This is a genomic window from Spongiibacter taiwanensis (genome assembly GCF_023702635.1).
Lineage (GTDB): Bacteria > Pseudomonadota > Gammaproteobacteria > Pseudomonadales > Spongiibacteraceae > Spongiibacter > Spongiibacter taiwanensis.
In genome coordinates, this window is the sequence record NZ_CP098455.1 from 1,604,355 (window position 1) to 1,617,897 (window position 13,543).

A 13,543-nucleotide genomic window follows, 5' to 3' on the forward strand; every position below is an offset into this window, starting at 1 on the left:
AGCGCTTATAGCGCCGAAGGCGCCAGTTTTAGCGTCTCCCGTCTCCCGTCCAGCGCCTCCCATCCATACAAAAAAGCCCCGTCAACTGACGAGGCTTTCGGACTGCGCCGTTAAGCTTAGGCAGCGACGATGCTGACGTACTTGCGGTTTTTCGGGCCCTTCACTTCGAACTTCACCACACCTTCCGCTTTGGCGAACAGCGTGTGGTCAGTGCCACAACCCACGTTCTCACCCGCGTGGAACTTGGTGCCGCGCTGACGGACAATAATGCTGCCCGCCGTCACAGTTTGGCCGCCATAGCGCTTCACACCAAGGCGTTTACTTTCGGAATCGCGTCCGTTACGGGTACTACCACCAGCTTTTTTGTGAGCCATTAGAGTTTCTCCTAATCCTTAGCCGCTGATACCAGTGATTTTCACTTCGGTGAACCACTGACGATGACCAGCCTGCTTCATGCTGTGCTTACGACGGCGAAACTTAACAATTTTCACCTTGGCGTGGCGACCTTGAGAAACCACCTCGGCCGTCACTTTGCCGCCCTCTACATAGGGAGCGCCAACTTTCAATTCTTCACCAGCTTTAACCAGCAGAACCTTATCGAAGGTTACGCTTTCGCCGGTAGCGACTTCCAGCTTTTCCAGCTTGAGGGTTTCACCCTCAACCACGCGGTGCTGTTTACCGCCACTTTCAATTACTGCGTACATGGGCAATTTCTCCAAGAGCCTGCTTGCAATGCAAATCGTTGTTGGGACTGACGTGGCCGGAGCCACCCAGAACAAGTCCAGGCACCGCACCGCACCGAGTATCGGGCGTGCGGATTTGCTTCAGGGGCGCGAATTGTACGCAGAATCGCCAACGTAAACAATAGCCACCAAGGCAGAAGTGCTAAAAACTCACCATCCCTTGACAGCCCCGGGTGGCGCTCATACGATGCCAGCCGACTCCGCCAGACCATTCCAACCAGTGAAGATGCAGCAAATCCGGCAAGTCGTCGCCAGCGAATTTGACGCGGTAAACGACTTTATCATCGACCAGCTCCACTCCAACGTTCCCCTGGTTGAGAATATCGGGCATTACATCGTTGATGCTGGCGGCAAACGCCTGCGCCCTCTGCTCAGCCTGTTGAGCGCTGGCACCATTGGCGAGATCACCCAACATCACATCAAGCTGGCGTCGGTCATCGAGTTTATTCACACCGCCACGTTGCTGCACGACGATGTGGTGGACCTGTCAGACCTGCGCCGGGGCCGCCCCACCGCAAATGCCAACTGGGGCAATGCACCCAGCGTACTGGTGGGAGATTTCCTGTACTCCCGGGCCTTCCAGATTCTGGTGGATATCGGCAATATGCCGCTGATGGGCCTGCTGTCGAGCACCACCAATACGGTTGCAGAGGGCGAAGTCCTGCAGCTCACCCGAGCTGGCCAAGCCGATACCGACGAAGCCACTTACTACTCGGTGATCCGCAGTAAAACCGCCGTGCTTTTTGCCGCCGCCTGCAGTGGTGCCGCCATTCTCAGCAATCAGAATGACGCAACCCGCAGCGCCCTGCACAGTTACGGCATGAATTTGGGTATCGCCTTTCAGTTGGTCGATGACGTACTGGATTACGCCGGCAACCCCGAAGAAACCGGCAAAAACATCGGTGATGACCTGGCCGAAGGCAAACCGACACTGCCACTGATCTTTGTGATGCAAAATGGCAAGCCCTCAGATGCAGATCGGGTGCGCCAGGCAATTACCGAAAAATCAGCTGCCCACCTCGACAGCATCGTAACCGCGGTCGCCGACAGCGGCGCACTGCAATACTGCCGAGATGCCGCCCAGACCTACTCCAATGCGGCCATCGCAGCCATTAGCGAGCTGAAAGACAACCATTACAAATCGGCTTTGACTGCGCTGGCTGACATCGCACTGGGCAGAAATAGCTAGCGCCAAATCAATCCTCCCCCTGCCCCACCTGAATTACCGACCACCTCTTCAGCAGGCATGTCGGAGGTTGCAGGTAAGATTTATCCCTCCCCCGCCTGACGGCAACTCACTAAAAACGGTAAACTTTTTGCATTACTCTGCAGGACGCTCGCAGCAAACCGCCACTACACTAACAGGATGATATTGTGACTCAGGACGGCAACCAAGCACCCCTTAACCATTCCCAAGCCTGGCAGGGCCTAGATCAACTCGCCAAGGACGCGGCTGCGATTTCGCTCAGCAGTCGCTTTGCATCTGACCCCGAGCGCGCCCAGCGCTTCAGCGGCGAGGTTGGCAACCTGTTTGTCGATTACTCCAAGCACCACCTCGATAGCCACATTTTAGACACCCTCTGCGCACTGGCAGAGGCAGGCGGACTGGCGAGCAAATTAGCTGCACTGCGCCAGGGCGCGCCGGTAAACAACACCGAGGACCGCAAAGCCTGCTACCCAACCTTGCGCCGCTGGGGCAAAGAGCACGCCAGCGGCGACCCGGCCATCGACACCATGTACCAGACCATGCAGCGCCTGGTCACCGAGGTGCATTCCGGCACTCGCCGAGGCGCCACTGGCAAAGCCTTCACCGACGTGGTGAACATTGGGATCGGCGGCTCTGACTTTGGCCCGCGCTTACTGTGTGACGCGCTGTCCAATCACGGTAGCAGCAAGCTCAAACCCCACTTTGCAGCCAACATTGACCCCAGCGTGATCACCGACATTCTCGGCGTGATCCCCGCAGAAACCACCCTGTTTCTGGTCGCCTCCAAGAGCTTTGGCACCCAGGAAACCCGCGCCAATGCCGAGGCAGCGATGCACTGGCTCCGCGAAACTTTAGGCCAAGAGGACATATCAGCCCACTTTATGGCGGTCACCTCCAAACCCGAAGCAGCCGCCCGCTTTGGCATCACCCCCGACCAGATACTCGCCGTGCCCGAGTGGGTCGGCGGGCGTTTCTCGGTGTGGTCAGGGTTTGGTTTGGCCGTGGCGCTCAGCTATGGTATGCCCGCCTTTGAGGCCTTCCTTGAAGGGGGCTACGCCGTAGACCAATACGTCGCAGAGACGCCAATGGCGGAAAACATTCCGCTGCTGCTGGGGCTGCTTGATGTCTGGTACCGAAACTTTTGGGGCTACACTTCCCACGCGATCCTGCCCTACGAGCACCGACTGGGCCTGCTGCCCACGTATTTGCAGCAGCTGTTTATGGAAAGTGCTGGCAAGTCCGTTGACCAAGATGGCAATCGCCTGGGCTTCGGGACCGGCAATGTCATCTGGGGCACCGAGGGCACCAATGGCCAACACTCATTCCATCAACTGCTGCATCAGGGCGGCGACGCCATTCCCTGTGACTTCATCGCCGCGCTGACGTCTTACAACCCTATCGGCGATCAACATCAGGCCCTTCTCGCCAACTGCTTTGGTCAGAGCCTGGTGTTAATGAGCGGCCAGTCGTCCGCCGAAATTGAAGCCGACTTACTTGCCCAGGGCAGCCCCGCCGATGAGGCTGCCAGCCTGGCCCGCCATAAGGCCATGCTGGGAAATCGCCCCAGCACCACCATTCTGATGGATAAACTTTCTCCTGCCGCCTTGGGCAGCCTGATTGCGCTTTATGAGTATCGCCTTATCGCGGCCAGCTTCACCTGGAATATCAACCCCTTTGACCAGTGGGGCGTGGAGAGAGGGAAGCAAATCAGCCAACTACTGATGGCCGGCCTTGCCAATGGCGAAGCCGACAACGTTGACAGCTCGACGGCCCAGTTGCTGGCCCGTTATGCGAAGGCGCAGAAGTAGACGCTGGACGCTGGACGCTGGACGCTGGACGCTGGACGCTGGACGCTGGACGCTGGACGCTGGACGCTGGACGCTGGACGCTGGACGCTGGACGCTGGACGCTGGACGCTGGACGCTGGACGCTGGACGCTGGACGCTGGACGCTGGACGCTGGACGCTGGACGCTGGACGCTGGACGCTGGACGCTGGACGCTGGACGCTGGACGCTGGACGCTGGACGCTGGACGCTGGACGCTGGACGCTGGACGCTGGACGCTGGACGCTGGAAAAGCATGATTTGGCGCCTGCGCACGTCAAGCTTTTAGCGCACTTTAATTACGTCAACGCCGATCTCTATTCATCGTCATCCCGGCCTCTGAGCCGGGGTCCAGTACCGCCCGGACTCAAAGACTGGATTCCGGATCGCAGACAGCGCGTCCGGAATGACGGTTGCCTGGGATCTTCCGGTGGTGCCGCTGCAGACGTCCGACGTCAGGCCCACTCCCCTCTCCGAGCCGGGGCCCAGTGACTCCCGAACTCAAAATTCGCTGGATTCCGGATCGCAAGAAACGCGTAAGGAACGACGCGGCCTCGATACGCAGAGATAGCATCGCGCCAGACACCCAACTTCCAACAAAAAAGGCGCCAATGGCGCCTTTTTTGTTGGGTTGCAAGGTCATTGCCAGACTACAACTGCCCCAACAACTCCTCCGTTTTCGCTTTCATCAGCGCCATGTCGCCGCGGCTCTCCACGTTCAAGCGAACCACTGGCTCGGTGTTAGACATCCGCACATTAAAGCGCCAGGCATCACCAAAGCACATGCTCAGCCCATCGGTGCGATCCACTTCGGTCGCCTCAGCAGCATAGCGTGCCTCGATGGCGGCAATCGTGCTCGCCGCATCAGCGACCTCCCGATTGATCTCACCACTGCAGGGGAAGCAGGCAACCCGCTCTTCCACCAACGATGACAGGCTAGCCGATTTCACCGACATCAACTGGGTGACCAGCAGCCAGGGAATCATGCCGCTGTCGCAGTAGGCAAAGTCGCGGAAGTAATGGTGGGCACTCATTTCGCCGCCATACGCCGCATTCTCCTTGCGCATACGCTCCTTGATAAAGGCATGGCCGGTTTTGCTTTGCACTGCCTCACCACCGGAAGCCTGGACCATATCGATGGTATTCCAGGTCAGGCGCGGGTCGTGAACGATCTTTTCACCCGGGGACAACAGCAGGAAGGTCTCTGCAAGCAGGCCCACCACGTAATAACCTTCGATAAAATCGCCGGTCTCATCGAAGAAGAAGCAGCGGTCAAAATCGCCATCCCAGGCAATACCCAAGTCGGCACCATGGGCCTTGATCGCATCGATTGTCGGCTGGCGATTCTCGATCAGCAGGGGGTTGGGCACGCCGTTGGGAAAGTTGCCATCGGCCTCGTGATGCACCCGGATAAATTCAAAGGGCAAATAGGGCTCGATCAAATCGATCACCCGACCGGCGCCACCATTACCGGCATTGACCACGATTTTGAGCGGCTTCAGATCCGCCACATTCACATAACTAAGCAAATGCTCGATGTAGGCCTTGGCCGTATCCAGCGGCCGCAGGGAGCCACGCTGCGTCGCAGCCGGACCAAAATCGTTCTTTTCGGCCAGCGCCTTGATATCAAGCAAGCCCGTGTCGCCACTGATGGGCTTGGATTCTTCCCGGACAAACTTCATGCCGTTGTAGTCTTTCGGGTTGTGGCTGGCCGTCACCGCAATGCCGCCATCCATGCCCGCGTGAGAAGTGGCGAAGTAGATTTCCTCCGTGCCACACAAACCGATGTCATAGACATCCACACCGGCATCACGCAAACCATCGCTCAGCGCGCCTTTAATGGCCTCGCTGCTAAGGCGGATATCGTGTCCCACCACCACTTTCTTGGGCTGAATCACGTCGGCAAAAGCGCGGCCGATGCGATAGGCCACATCCTCATTCAACTGATCGGGAATCCGACCGCGAACATCATAGGCCTTAAAGCACGTTAATTCGGTCACGATCACTCCTCGCCGTAGATGTTCTCGTAAACGAAATTCGTCGCTTCGATAAAGCCTGGCACACTTCCGCAATCAAAACGACGGCCACGGAATTTGTACGCCAGCACGCAGCCCGCCTTAGCCTGGGTCAGCAGCGCGTCGGTCAGCTGAATCTCGCCGTTTTTGCCAGGAGGAGTGGCGCGAATAATATCGAAGATATCTGGTGTCAAAATATAGCGACCGATGACCGCATAGTTGGATGGCGCATCCGCGGGGGCGGGCTTCTCCACCATATCACTGACCCGAAACAGGCCATTGCCCATATCGTCACCAGCAATTACCCCATACTTGTCGATCTCATCCATGGGGACTTCCTGAATGGCAACGATGCTGCAGCGAAACTGGTTGTACAGCTTCACCATTTGCTTCAGCACACCATCATCATCTTTGTTCAGACACAAATCGTCCGACAGAATCACGCCGAAGGCTTCATTGCCGATCAGGGATTCGGCGGTCAACACTGCGTGACCCAGGCCTTTCATTTCCCGCTGGCGGGTCATCATGAAGGTGCCTTTGTTCAGCACATTGCGAATGGAGGTCAGGTATTTTTCCTTGCTGGTGCCAGCAATCTGGTGCTCCAGCTCGTAGCTGATATCAAAGTGGTCTGCAATGGCACGCTTGCCACGACCGGTAACGAAGGCGATCTGCTTCAACCCGGCGTCGATCGCTTCTTCAACGCCGTATTGCACCAGGGGCTTATTCACCACTGGCAGCATTTCTTTGGGCATGGACTTTGTGGCAGGTAAAAATCGAGTGCCGTAACCGGCGACGGGGAACAAACATTTTCTAATCATATTCTGTCCTTAAGGGATTAACCCAACTCCTTGACTCAAGCGTGAGGCGGTGAAGCATTGTCACAAGCCCTTCGCCGTTTCGCAATGACTCCCCCTTATACTGGGGGAGGGTTAATAATTTATGACAGCAAACATCACGCCAACCCGACATTTTACTGTGCAGCCCGGGTCACTGTGCTAAGATGCGCGCCAACTTTCACAACCAATAATGTCCAGTTACATGTCGTTAACCGAAAAAAACAGCTTCACCAAAGAGGAACTTATCGCCTGCGGTCACGGCGAACTTTTCGTCCCCAATGGCCCAAGACTGCCGGTCGATAACATGCTGATGCTCGATCGCATCACCCACATAAGCAGCGAAGGCGGCGCCTATGGCAAGGGCGAATTGATTGCCGAACTGGATATCAATCCCGATCTTTGGTTCTTTGATTGCCACTTCATCGGCGACCCGGTCATGCCTGGCTGCCTCGGCCTGGATGCCATGTGGCAGCTGGTTGGCTTCTTCCTCGGCTGGCGTGGCAATGAGGGCAAAGGCCGGGCGCTGGGTGCAGGTGAAATCAAGTTCACTGGCCAAATTCTTCCCGACACCAAACTGGTTACCTACAAACTCAGTTTCAAACGCCTGATTGAGCGTAAACTGATCATGGGTATCGCAGACGGCGAAGTGCTGGTGGACGGGAAAACCATCTACAGCGCCAAAGACCTGCGCGTCGGGCTCTTCAGCCGCGATGCCGACTTCGGCTGAGTCAGCTTTACACCTTTCTAAAGTGCATAGAACAAGAGGTTCGCAATGAAACGAGTTGTCGTCACTGGCATGGGCATCGTCTCTAGCATCGGCAATAATCTGCAGCAGGCCCTGAGCGCCCTGCAAACAGGTAAATCCGGAATCGCCTTTAACGAGACCTACCAGGAAATGGGCTTTCGCAGCCAAATTTCCGGCTCCATCAAAGATCTCGACAAAGCCGGCATGATTGACCGCAAGCAATTGCGCTTTATGGGTGATGCCGCGGCGTTTGCCTACATCGCCATGCAAGAGGCCATCGCCGATTCCGGCCTTGAGCAATCAGACATCGACAATGAGCGCACCGGCATTATCGCCGGCTCCGGCGGCGCCTCCTCAGCCAATCTGATCGAATCCTCCGACATCCTCCGGGAAAAAGGCGTCAAGCGCATTGGGCCCTATCGCGTTACCCAGACCATGGGCAGCACGGTGTCGGCCTGCCTGGCAACACCCTTCAAAATCAAGGGTGTGAACTACTCCATCTCCTCTGCATGTGCGACCAGCGCTCACTGTATTGGCAATGCCGCCGAATTGATTCAACTCGGCAAACAGGATGTGGTTTTCGCCGGCGGCGGTGAAGAAGAACACTGGAGCCTGAGCTGCCTGTTTGATGCCATGGGCGCCCTGTCCACCAAGTACAACGAGACCCCGGAAAAGGCCTCACGCCCCTATGACGCTAACCGCGATGGCTTTGTTATCGCCGGCGGTGCGGGCATGATCGTCTTGGAAGAATTGGAGCACGCCAAAGCGCGCGGCGCGAAAATCTACGGCGAATTGGTAGGCTACGGCGCGACCTCTGACGGCTACGACATGGTTGCCCCCAGCGGCGAAGGCGCGGCACGCTGCATGCGCCTGGCGCTTCAAGGCCTGGATGAGGTCGACTACATCAATAGCCACGGCACCTCCACCCCCGCCGGTGATATGCAGGAGCTTAAGGCGATCAAGCAGGCCTACGAGGGCAAGTCGATCCCGGTGATCGGCTCCACAAAATCCCTGGCGGGACACTCGTTGGGCGCCACCGGTGTACAGGAAGCCATCTTCTCCCTGCTGATGATGCAGCACAACTTTATCGCAGCCTCAGCCAATATCGAGACCCTGGACCCCGAAGCGGCCGGCGTGCCCATTGCCCAGACCAAGCAGGAAGGCGTGACGCTCAACAGCGTGATGTCCAACAGCTTTGGGTTTGGCGGCACCAATGCCAGCCTGGTGTTCAAACGCTACCAAGGCTAAACCTCGCCCACGGCGATCAGCCACAAAAAAGCCCGCTTTTGCGGGCTTTTTTGTGGCTGATCGCTTCATCTTACTGCAAATCGCGCAGCATCAGCACCGATACCGGATCGCCTTTGGACACCGTGCGCCCAGCAGGAACCACCACCAGCGCATTGGCCCATACCACCGAACTCAGTGCTCCGGAGCTTTGTTGGGGATGAATGCAGGCTTCAGGCCCCGTCTCGCCCGGCGTCACCCGCGCCCGCAAATACTCCTGCCGCGTACCCGCCTTGGGCCATTCAAAATCCGCCCGCGCCCACCACTGCTGGGGCTGCACGTCTACCACCCCCAACATTCGCAGCAGGTAGGGGCGGACCAACAACGCAAAGGTGACAAAGCTCGATACCGGATTGCCGGGCAGACCGAAAAACGGCACACCGTTGCCAATACGTCCGTAGGCCAGGGGTTTGCCAGGCTTGATAGCCAGCTTCCAAAACTGCAAGGCACCCATCTCTTCGAGCTGCTGGCGAATATGATCCTCCTCGCCGACGGATACCCCACCCGTACTGATCACCACGTCAGCCCGCTCGCAGGCCTCCAGCAGCGTCGCCCGAGTCGCCTCCGGCCGATCAGCAACAATACCCAGATCCAGCACCTGGTCGGCAATGCCCGATAACAAGGCTTTGAGCATTGGCCGATTGGAATTGTAAATTTGACCTGGCAATAGAGGGTGGCCGGGCTCCACCAACTCGTCACCGGTGCACAGCAAGGCCACCTTCAAGGGACGACTCACCGGAAGCTGGGCCAGCCCGAGAGACGCCGCCAAGCCCAGATCAGCCGCCGACAGCCGGCGCCCTGCCGGTAATATCTCACTGCCCGCACGGATGTCCTGCCCTTGGGGGCGAATATGTTGGCCAGCCTTCATTTTCTCAGGAAGGCGCACTTTACCATCACTCAGGACTTCACAATCCTCCTGGGCGATCACGCAATCGGCACCCGGGGGGATCACCGCCCCCGTAAAGATTCTGGCCACCGTTCCCGCCACCAGCGGCTCCGGGGCAACACCGGCTGGCACCCGCTGACTCACCGCACACACCCGGTCCTCGGGCAGCGCAGAAAGGCAGACCGCATAACCATCCATTGCACTATTGGCCTGAGGCGGCACATCCATCTCGGCCAGCACGGGCTCGGCCAACACCGCGCCCAGTGATCGCGCAATATTTTTCCGCGTTACGCCCTGTTGAGGGGCATCCGCCAACAAATAGTGCAATGCATCCTCAACCGACCTCAATGCCAAAACTACACCCCCTCGCGCTTTCGAGTTCGCAGCACCCCAACAAAATTGCAGGGGCGATGGCGACTATCGAGCTGCTGTTCAATCAGGCGCGTCCAGGCGGTACGACAGGCGCCAGTCGAACCCGGCACACAGAAAATCACCGTGTTATTGGCCAAACCGGCGATGGCCCTGGACTGCATCGTCGACGAACCAATCTCGTCAAAAGACACTGCGCGAAAGCATTCCCCGAAACCATCGATCGTTTTATCGAACAACACACTCACTGCCTCGGGGGTCGAGTCGCGCCCCGAGAACCCGGTGCCACCAGTAATCAACACGGCATCGACCCCCGCATCGGCGACCCAGGCCGACACCCGCGCGCGAATCTGGTAGATATCATCTTTTACAATGACCTTTTGCGTCAGTCGATGCCCCGCCTCGGTCAGCGCATCAACCAAGTAATCGCCAGAAGTATCCGAGCTTTCATCCCGGGTATCCGAGACCGTCAGCACAGCAATATTCAAGGCTTCAAATTCCGCGGCAGCACTCATTTTGCCAACTCCTCGCACAGGGCTTTGATCATCTTGGGCAGGTAGCTTCGCCAGGGCAACTGCTTAATACCGAAGTCAAACAGCACCCCATCGCAACGCATCATGGGCACCAGCGGATGCCAGCCCTCCCCCCCATCACATACCGCCAGGGCCTGCTCCTCGCTGATCGGCAAGTCCAGCAACTGGGAAGCAAAAGCATAGACCACCTCGGCAAACTCGTAGGCCGTGCTCTGGCCACTGCTCGTATAGTGATAGATGCCGGCGCAGCTTGCACCGCAGGACAACTGGTCAACAATGGCCGACACCACCCGAGCCAAATCGGGTAGCGCCGTCGGGCATGCTGACACGGCGTGATCCAGGCTCAGATTCCGCCCCTCACGAAATGCCGCAAGGCAACGACCCAAAAAGTCGTCTCCCTGTGTCGAAATCAACGCGCTGGTACGCAGCACCAGCGCGCCAGGGGCGGTCACCAGCAAAACATCCTCTAAACGGCGCAGCTGCTCGCCAACGTCAGATACCGGCATGGGAACACTGTTTTCCGCATGGGGACTATCAGCCATCCCATCAAAGACCCGGCCGTCGCTGAGCAAGACCAGCCTCGCCCCCACTTCGCCACAACGCGCATAAAACTTTTGCCGCGCCTCGATCAGCGATACCAGCTCAGGCTCTGACATGGCCGGTGCCGTGATGCCAGAAACAAAGCCCGTATCGACCACACAGGCGTCGCCCAGGCGGGCCGGATCAAGCTCTGACAGCCGGTCGGCGGAGACAAGCTGCATTTGCCGCCCGCGCAGAGAAAATTGACTGAGCATGCCCTGCGAGATGGCACCACCCTCAGAAATTAAAATCACATTCACAGCAGTGAGTTCACGTTGATTGGCTTGCGCCAAGAGGTTGTTTTAACAGCGATTTGGACACTGTCGCCGGGCGTACAACAGTACTGAAGGGACTGGATATTGGCAAGGATGTTGTCGTCGGAGGCCAGCAAGCCGGACCAGCTCGCTCAGAAGGTGCAGGCAGTGCAGTGCTCAGCCCGGGAGGAACCCGGGCCATAATATATGTGTGAGGACTTAGAATGGAATATCGTCATCAAAGTCATCAAAGCCGCCGCTCGGCGGGGGCTCATTGACGGGGGGCGTATTTTGCTGCGGCGCGGGCCGGCGCTGCTGCTGGGGAGGCCGCTGATTGGATTGGGGTGCAGACGAATAATCATCATACCCACCACCGCCGCCGCGGCTATCCAGCATTTGCATCTCGGCCGCCACGATTTCAGTAGTGTAGCGGTCCTGACCATCCTGACCCTGCCATTTGCGAGTCCGCAGCGAACCCTCAACGTAGACTTTGGAGCCCTTCTTCAAGTACTCGCCGGCAATCTCGGCAAGGCGGTTAAAAAATACCACCCGGTGCCACTCGGTGCGCTCTTGAGGCTGGCCAGTCTGTTTGTCTTTCCAGGTCTCACTGGTTGCCAGTGTCACATTGGTCACCGCGCCACCAGAGGGCATGTATCGGGTCTCCGGGTCCTGACCCAGATTGCCCACCAAAATCACTTTGTTTATGCCACGCGCCATGCGCTCTCTCCTGTTATTTCTGTCGTAGACCCGCAGGCCTCACTATACCGGATCGCCCACCCACTTAGCGACATCAGCGGCGTATTTCCAGATCCTCTGGAAGCTGCCCGGTGTCAAACCGGTCGCTGACGCGCAGGTAAGCCATTTGCTCTTTCTCGATGACGGTCAGTTCAATGGCGCCCGCCAGGGCCATCACCTCGTCCCGCAGACGAACACCATCCCACTTACCAAATTGCCAGGTAAGCACCAGACTCTGGCTGGCCTGGGGCGCCACCATTCCCCAAGCCAGTATCAACCATGCCGACGCCAGCACAGCGGCAGCGACAAACACCGCACTGGCCCCCCAATAGCCAGCAAGCCAGCCACCCAAGGCGCCACCACAGAACGCCCCCAAAAACTGAAAACTGGAATACACCCCCATGGCAGTGCCCTTGCCGCCGGGGTACACGGTTTTGCTGACCAACGAGGGCAAACTGGCCTCAAGTAAATTGAAGGCCAGAAAGAAACAAAGCAGGGTCAGCGCAAACCACCAAAAGCCCGCCCCATACAGCGCGGCGGCGGCCAGACTCGCCGCCAACACCCCGATGGCGAGCAAAAACACCGGCCGTGCCTTGCCCCTGGTTTCCGCGGCAATCATTAGCGGCAACATCAGCACGAACGCCAAGCCCATCACCGGAAGATACACCTTCCAGTGATGGCCGACGGCCATCCCCTGGGTCAGCAAGATTCCTGGCACAACCACAAAGATCGCCATCAATACGGCGTGTAGACAAAAAATTCCGACGTTCAGTCGCATCAGCTGTGGGTCCCGTATACACCGAACCAGCATGGTGCCCATCGCCTGCGTACGGTCATCCCGGTGTGGACGGCCTGGAGTAGGTACCAGAAAGATGACAATACCGATGCCGATGAGGGCCAGTATGGAGGTGCTCAGGAAGAGCCCGGACAAACCCACTACTGCCGCTAACGCAGGCCCGCCAATCATCGCCACCGCAAAGGACACGCCGATGCTGCCACCAATCGCAGCCATGGCCTTGCTGCGATGTTGCTCCCGGGTGAGATCTGCCATTAGCGCGGTCAGGGTACTGGCAATCGCACCGGCACCCTGGAGCAGACGCCCGGCAATCACCGAGAAAATATTGTCGCTTCCCGCCGCGATAAGGCCGCCCGCGGCAAACAGCAACAACCCACAGACAATCACTGGCTTGCGTCCCAACCAGTCCGACAACATTCCCATCGGCAATTGCAGACAAGCCTGGCCCAGCCCATAAATGCCGAGGGCAACACCGATAAGCATCGGGGTGCTGTACTGATAATCATCGCCATAGATGGCAAGCACCGGCAGCAAACTAAACAAACCGAGCATGCGAAAAGCGTACACCAGCGCCAAAGAGGCAATCGCACGGCGCTCGGTGGCGGTCATAGCAGAGGCGGACAAACGGGGAATTCCTGAGCGGGGTAAAACAGGGGGATATAGTACCAGCATGGCCCGGGCTGACCAAAGGGAAGATTCTGCCAGTCATTTTGCGCCGATCATCGCCGCCCACGTAT

14 protein-coding genes are annotated in these 13,543 nt (G+C 58.0%); 5 read left to right on the forward strand and 9 right to left on the reverse strand.

Annotated features, from left to right (window positions below):
- Positions 1 to 116 precede the first annotated feature (116 nt).
- Together rpmA and rplU are read right to left on the reverse strand one after the other, a co-directional pair.
- Positions 117 to 374, reverse strand: coding sequence for a 50S ribosomal protein L27 (rpmA, locus tag NCG89_RS07375; protein ID WP_251089116.1), 258 nt, complete (start codon positions 372 to 374; stop codon positions 117 to 119).
- An 18-nt stretch (positions 375 to 392) separates the two neighbouring features.
- Entirely contained in the window at positions 393 to 704 is a 312-nt protein-coding gene (rplU, locus tag NCG89_RS07380) for a 50S ribosomal protein L21 (RefSeq protein WP_251089117.1), read from the reverse strand.
- A gap of 226 nt (positions 705 to 930) precedes the next feature.
- Between rplU and NCG89_RS07385 the strand changes: the two genes are divergently transcribed.
- The 3 genes from NCG89_RS07385 to NCG89_RS07395 all read left to right on the forward strand — a co-directional run bounded on the left by NCG89_RS07385 (position 931) and on the right by NCG89_RS07395 (position 4,266).
- On the forward strand, positions 931 to 1,932 hold the full coding sequence (locus tag NCG89_RS07385; protein ID WP_251089118.1) for a polyprenyl synthetase family protein: 1,002 nt from the start codon (positions 931 to 933) through the stop codon (positions 1,930 to 1,932).
- A 185-nt stretch (positions 1,933 to 2,117) separates the two neighbouring features.
- Complete coding sequence (gene pgi / locus NCG89_RS07390; protein ID WP_251089119.1) at positions 2,118 to 3,758, forward strand: glucose-6-phosphate isomerase; 1,641 nt, start codon at positions 2,118 to 2,120, stop codon at positions 3,756 to 3,758.
- Positions 3,739 to 4,266, forward strand: a complete 528-nt coding sequence (locus NCG89_RS07395; RefSeq protein WP_251089120.1) for a hypothetical protein — start codon at positions 3,739 to 3,741, stop codon at positions 4,264 to 4,266. The genes pgi and NCG89_RS07395 overlap by 20 nt, the downstream gene beginning before the upstream one ends.
- 158 nt (positions 4,267 to 4,424) lie before the next feature.
- Here NCG89_RS07395 and NCG89_RS07400 read toward each other — a convergent pair whose 3' ends face one another.
- Together NCG89_RS07400 and galU are read right to left on the reverse strand one after the other, a co-directional pair.
- Entirely contained in the window at positions 4,425 to 5,774 is a 1,350-nt protein-coding gene (locus NCG89_RS07400) for a phosphohexomutase domain-containing protein (RefSeq protein ID WP_251089121.1), read from the reverse strand.
- Between the two features lie 2 nt (positions 5,775 to 5,776).
- On the reverse strand, positions 5,777 to 6,607 hold the full coding sequence (gene galU, locus NCG89_RS07405) for a UTP--glucose-1-phosphate uridylyltransferase GalU (RefSeq protein ID WP_251089122.1): 831 nt from the start codon (positions 6,605 to 6,607) through the stop codon (positions 5,777 to 5,779).
- A 220-nt stretch (positions 6,608 to 6,827) separates the two neighbouring features.
- Here galU and fabA point away from each other — a divergent pair, with 220 nt between their 5' ends.
- Together fabA and fabB are read left to right on the forward strand one after the other, a co-directional pair.
- Complete coding sequence (gene fabA, locus NCG89_RS07410; protein WP_251089123.1) at positions 6,828 to 7,352, forward strand: bifunctional 3-hydroxydecanoyl-ACP dehydratase/trans-2-decenoyl-ACP isomerase; 525 nt, start codon at positions 6,828 to 6,830, stop codon at positions 7,350 to 7,352.
- Positions 7,353 to 7,397: 45 nt separating this feature from the next.
- Positions 7,398 to 8,618: a beta-ketoacyl-ACP synthase I gene (gene fabB, locus NCG89_RS07415; RefSeq protein WP_251089124.1), complete on the forward strand. Its 1,221-nt coding sequence runs from the start codon at positions 7,398 to 7,400 to the stop codon at positions 8,616 to 8,618.
- Between the two features lie 70 nt (positions 8,619 to 8,688).
- On the opposite strand, the gene NCG89_RS07420 is transcribed toward fabB, so the two are convergent.
- The 5 genes from NCG89_RS07420 to NCG89_RS07440 all read right to left on the reverse strand — a co-directional run bounded on the left by NCG89_RS07420 (position 8,689) and on the right by NCG89_RS07440 (position 13,430).
- On the reverse strand, positions 8,689 to 9,894 hold the full coding sequence (locus NCG89_RS07420; protein ID WP_251089125.1) for a molybdopterin molybdotransferase MoeA: 1,206 nt from the start codon (positions 9,892 to 9,894) through the stop codon (positions 8,689 to 8,691).
- A 2-nt stretch (positions 9,895 to 9,896) separates the two neighbouring features.
- Complete coding sequence (moaB, locus tag NCG89_RS07425; RefSeq protein ID WP_251089126.1) at positions 9,897 to 10,424, reverse strand: molybdenum cofactor biosynthesis protein B; 528 nt, start codon at positions 10,422 to 10,424, stop codon at positions 9,897 to 9,899.
- Positions 10,421 to 11,281, reverse strand: coding sequence for a sugar nucleotide-binding protein (locus tag NCG89_RS07430; protein ID WP_251089127.1), 861 nt, complete (start codon positions 11,279 to 11,281; stop codon positions 10,421 to 10,423). The genes moaB and NCG89_RS07430 overlap by 4 nt, the downstream gene beginning before the upstream one ends.
- A 213-nt stretch (positions 11,282 to 11,494) precedes the next feature.
- Positions 11,495 to 11,992 (reverse strand): single-stranded DNA-binding protein, encoded by a 498-nt coding sequence (gene ssb, locus NCG89_RS07435; protein WP_251089128.1) that lies wholly within the window; start codon positions 11,990 to 11,992, stop codon positions 11,495 to 11,497.
- A 73-nt stretch (positions 11,993 to 12,065) separates the two neighbouring features.
- Positions 12,066 to 13,430 carry an MFS transporter gene (locus NCG89_RS07440; protein WP_251089129.1) on the reverse strand — a complete coding sequence of 455 codons (1,365 nt, stop codon included), beginning with the start codon at positions 13,428 to 13,430 and terminating at the stop codon, positions 12,066 to 12,068.
- Positions 13,431 to 13,543: the final 113 nt, after the last annotated feature.

Excerpts from the sequence above, each read along its gene's own strand:
- rpmA (WP_251089116.1), bottom strand. The coding sequence starts at position 374 with ATGGCTCACAAAAAAGCTGGTGGTAGTACCCGTAACGGACGCGATTCC.
- rplU (WP_251089117.1), bottom strand. The coding sequence starts at position 704 with ATGTACGCAGTAATTGAAAGTGGCGGTAAACAGCACCGCGTGGTTGAG.
- NCG89_RS07385 (WP_251089118.1), top strand. The coding sequence starts at position 931 with ATGCCAGCCGACTCCGCCAGACCATTCCAACCAGTGAAGATGCAGCAA.
- NCG89_RS07395 (WP_251089120.1), top strand. The coding sequence starts at position 3,739 with ATGCGAAGGCGCAGAAGTAGACGCTGGACGCTGGACGCTGGACGCTGG.
- galU (WP_251089122.1), bottom strand. The coding sequence starts at position 6,607 with ATGATTAGAAAATGTTTGTTCCCCGTCGCCGGTTACGGCACTCGATTT.
- fabA (WP_251089123.1), top strand. The coding sequence starts at position 6,828 with ATGTCGTTAACCGAAAAAAACAGCTTCACCAAAGAGGAACTTATCGCC.
- fabB (WP_251089124.1), top strand. The coding sequence starts at position 7,398 with ATGAAACGAGTTGTCGTCACTGGCATGGGCATCGTCTCTAGCATCGGC.
- moaB (WP_251089126.1), bottom strand. The coding sequence starts at position 10,424 with ATGAGTGCTGCCGCGGAATTTGAAGCCTTGAATATTGCTGTGCTGACG.
- ssb (WP_251089128.1), bottom strand. The coding sequence starts at position 11,992 with ATGGCGCGTGGCATAAACAAAGTGATTTTGGTGGGCAATCTGGGTCAG.